This window comes from Anaerorhabdus sp. (assembly GCF_036657415.1).
In the GTDB taxonomy this organism is placed as follows: domain Bacteria; phylum Bacillota_I; class Bacilli_A; order Erysipelotrichales; family Erysipelotrichaceae; genus Anaerorhabdus.
Window position 1 is genome coordinate 1 of sequence record NZ_JAVXGL010000132.1, and the last position, 3,545, is coordinate 3,545.

Annotated in this window: 3 protein-coding genes and 1 other annotated feature; all 3 genes read left to right on the plus strand. The window is 33.9% G+C overall.

Annotated elements, in window-relative coordinates; genetic code table 11:
• Window positions 1-244, plus strand: a 244-nt coding sequence (locus RSB60_RS11255) for a hypothetical protein (protein ID WP_332616419.1), incomplete at its 5' end; no start/stop codon positions are given.
• Window positions 245-356: 112 nt separating this feature from the next.
• A complete protein-coding gene (locus RSB60_RS11260; RefSeq protein ID WP_332616421.1) occupies window positions 357-875 on the plus strand; it encodes a hypothetical protein in 519 nt (172 codons plus the stop codon).
• A gap of 42 nt (window positions 876-917) precedes the next feature.
• Window positions 918-1,117: a binding site (T-box leader), on the plus strand.
• Window positions 1,118-1,152: 35 nt separating this feature from the next.
• Window positions 1,153-3,545 (plus strand): leucine--tRNA ligase (gene leuS, locus RSB60_RS11265; protein WP_332616423.1); only part of this gene is annotated, 2,393 nt, incomplete at its 3' end.

A 3,545-nucleotide genomic window follows, 5' to 3' on the forward strand; every position in this document is an offset into this window, starting at 1 on the left:
AACTTTAATAGATAATCTGGATAACTATCGTATTTTCTATGGAATTCAGGATTACGTTACGACTACATTACCTTATCTTCCAATTACTTACTATTTGATATACATACCAACAGAAAGAGAGGGTACGTATTTATTGAATATTGTGGAAGACGGTGAAGTGGAAGTTGAAAGTAAAACCTATTATTCATGGGATGGAAAAAAGCTATTTCGTATATTCGATGAATTGTATAATGAAATCGATTAGTAAAAAGAGTGAGTTATCTTGCTCTTTCTTAATTTTCATCACTAATTTGTAAGAAATATTTAACTATAGACTATGAGATACTTGCTTTGACTTAAAGAGTCGGAGGTACGATATGAAAAAAATATGTATGACTTTATTGGCACTAGTACTTGTAGCTGGTTGTAGTTCAAAGCCAATTGAACCCAACGCGAATAAGACTACTGAAACACCAGAAACAAACAATGTAAAAAATACTGATGAAAGCAACAATGAAAAGAAAATTGCTTGTACAGTAAACTCAGATTCCGATAAAATCAAGACACTTTACATCATGGAAGAAAATCAAATAGTGTCTGTTATCCAAGAAACAACTTATGGACTAACAAAAGATCGGGATAAAGAATCAATTATGGAATCGATGAATTCAGATAAACAAATCTTAACAGCAATGTATAATGTAGGTTACGAAATTATTGAAACCGACACTGAAATTACTTCAAAGATTACGTATAATATTTCAAAGATTGATGAAGCAACACTTGCAGTATTAGGTTTAATGGATGAGATGAAGACTGATGGAAAATATGATATAAATAAAGTTGTCGAAGGGATGACCAAAGTTAATGCAACCTGTAGCGAGGTCATTGAATAAGTCTTGGCAAAGATTGACACAATTTCATAAATTCGATATGATTAATAAGCTATGAAGTGGAGTAGTATCTCAGTATCAATTAATAGAGAGTCAAGGTATGGTGTAACTTGATAATTGACATGAGTGAACTCGCCATTGAGCTGACCTGATTAAAAGGGTTCCGTAAATCTGCGTTAAAGATAATTGAGGGCATGGAGTAATCTATGAACTAAGGTGGTACCGCGTTAATTAACGTCCTTAGAAGTAAGGGCGTTTTTATATGCATAAGGAGAAAAATATGGAATATAATCATTTGGAAATTGAGAAAAAGTGGCAAACGTTTTGGGATAACAACCAAACTTTTAGAACAGATGTATGGGATTTTAGTAAACCGAAATATTATGCTTTGGATATGTTTCCTTATCCATCAGGACATGGATTACATGTAGGGCATCCAGAAGGATATACAGCGACTGATATTGTTTGCCGAATGAAAAGAATGCAAGGCTACAATGTTCTTCATCCAATGGGATTTGATTCATTTGGTTTACCAGCAGAGCAATATGCCATTCAAACGGGAAATCATCCAGAAGGATTTACACTAGATAACATTAAAACATTTACAACACAATTGAAAATGTTAGGTTTTTCATTTGATTGGGATAAAGAAGTATCAACATGTGATCCGCATTTTTATAAATGGACGCAATGGATTTTCAAACAACTTTACGAAGATGGCTTAGCAAAATATGTTGATTTTCCTGTTAACTGGTGTGAAGAATTAGGAACAGTACTTGCGAATGATGAAATTATTGATGGTAAGTCTGAACGTGGTGGATATCCTGTTGTTCGTAAAATGATGAAACAATGGGTAATTGATATTGTTAAATATGCGGATCGTTTACTTGAAGGATTGGATGAAATCGATTGGCCAGAGTCTACAAAAGAAATTCAACGTAATTGGATTGGCAAATCTAAAGGGGCGCATGTTAATTTTAAAGTTGATGGATATGAGGATTTCTTTACAGTATTTACAACACGTTGTGATACATTATTTGGTGCGACATATTGTGTATTGGCTCCTGAACATGCATTGGTTGACAAAATTACTACTGCTGAGCAAAAGAGTGCAGTAAGCACATATAAACAAGAATGTGCATCTAAATCAGATATGGAACGAACAGAATTAAATAAAGATAAGACAGGTGTATTCACAGGTGCTTATGCAATAAATCCTGTTAATCAGAAAAAGATTCCTATTTGGATTTCTGACTACGTACTTGCGTCATATGGTACGGGAGCAATTATGGCAGTTCCTGCTCATGATGAACGTGATTATGCGTTCGCAAAGAAATTCGGTATTGAAATCATTCCAGTACTTGAGGGTGGAAGTGTTGAACACGAAGCTATGGTTGAAGATGGTCTTCATATAAATTCTGATTTCTTAGATGGATTAAATAAGGAAGATGCAATTAGCGTTATGATTGCATGGTTAGAAACGAATAAGGTTGGGGAAGCAAAGATTAACTATCGTTTACGTGAATGGATTTTTGCACGTCAACGTTATTGGGGTGAACCAATTCCAGTTGTTCATTTTGATGATGGCTCAATGGGTGCTTTAGCAGATGATGAATTACCACTAATTTTGCCAGAGTTAAAGGATTATAAAGGTAAATCAGGAGCTTCACCTCTTGATCAAGCAACTGATTGGGTAAATGGTGAAAAGAATGGTAAGCATTTTAAACGTGAAACATCAACGATGCCAGGTTCTGCTGGTAGTAGTTGGTACTATTTACGTTATATTGATCCACATAATAATGAAACATTTGCGGATAAAAAACTACTAGAACATTGGATGCCAGTAGATTTATACGTAGGTGGTCCAGAACATGCAGTTGGACACTTATTGTATTCACGTATGTGGAACAATTATCTTTATGACAAGGGTTTAGTTCCTACAAAAGAACCATTTAAAAGATTATTCCATCAAGGAATGATACTTGGTGAGAATGGTGAAAAAATGAGTAAATCACGTGGTAATGTAATCAATCCAGATGTAATTGTTAATAATTATGGAGCGGATACATTACGTGTATATGAAATGTTTATGGGACCATTAGAAGCTAGTAAACCTTGGAACGATAAAAGCGTAGAGGGTGCACGTAAATGGTTAGAGCGTGTATGGCGTTTATTTATGGATTCTGATCGCCTAACAAAAGAAAATGATGGTTCATTGGATTATATTTATAATGCGACAGTTAAAAAAGTTACAAGTGATATTGAAACTTTAAATATGAATACCGCTATTTCACAAATGATGATATTCATTAATGAGTGTTATAAACAGGAAACAGTGTATGAAGAATATGCATATAATTTTATTAAAATGTTATCTTGCTTTGCACCACACGTTGCTGAAGAAATGTATCAAGCACTAACAGGCAAAGAAACTATTACTTATGAACCATGGCCAACTGTTGATGAAAGTAAATTAGAATTGAATGAAGTTGAAATCGTTGTTCAAGTGAATGGAAAGATTCGTGGTAAGTTTATGGCTAGCAAAGATGAAGATAGTAAGAAGATAGAAGAAATAGCATTCAGTATTGATACTGTAAAAGCCCAAATAGATGGCAAGATAATACGTAAAGTTATTGTAATTCCGAATAAAATAGTAAATATCGTAGCTGTTTA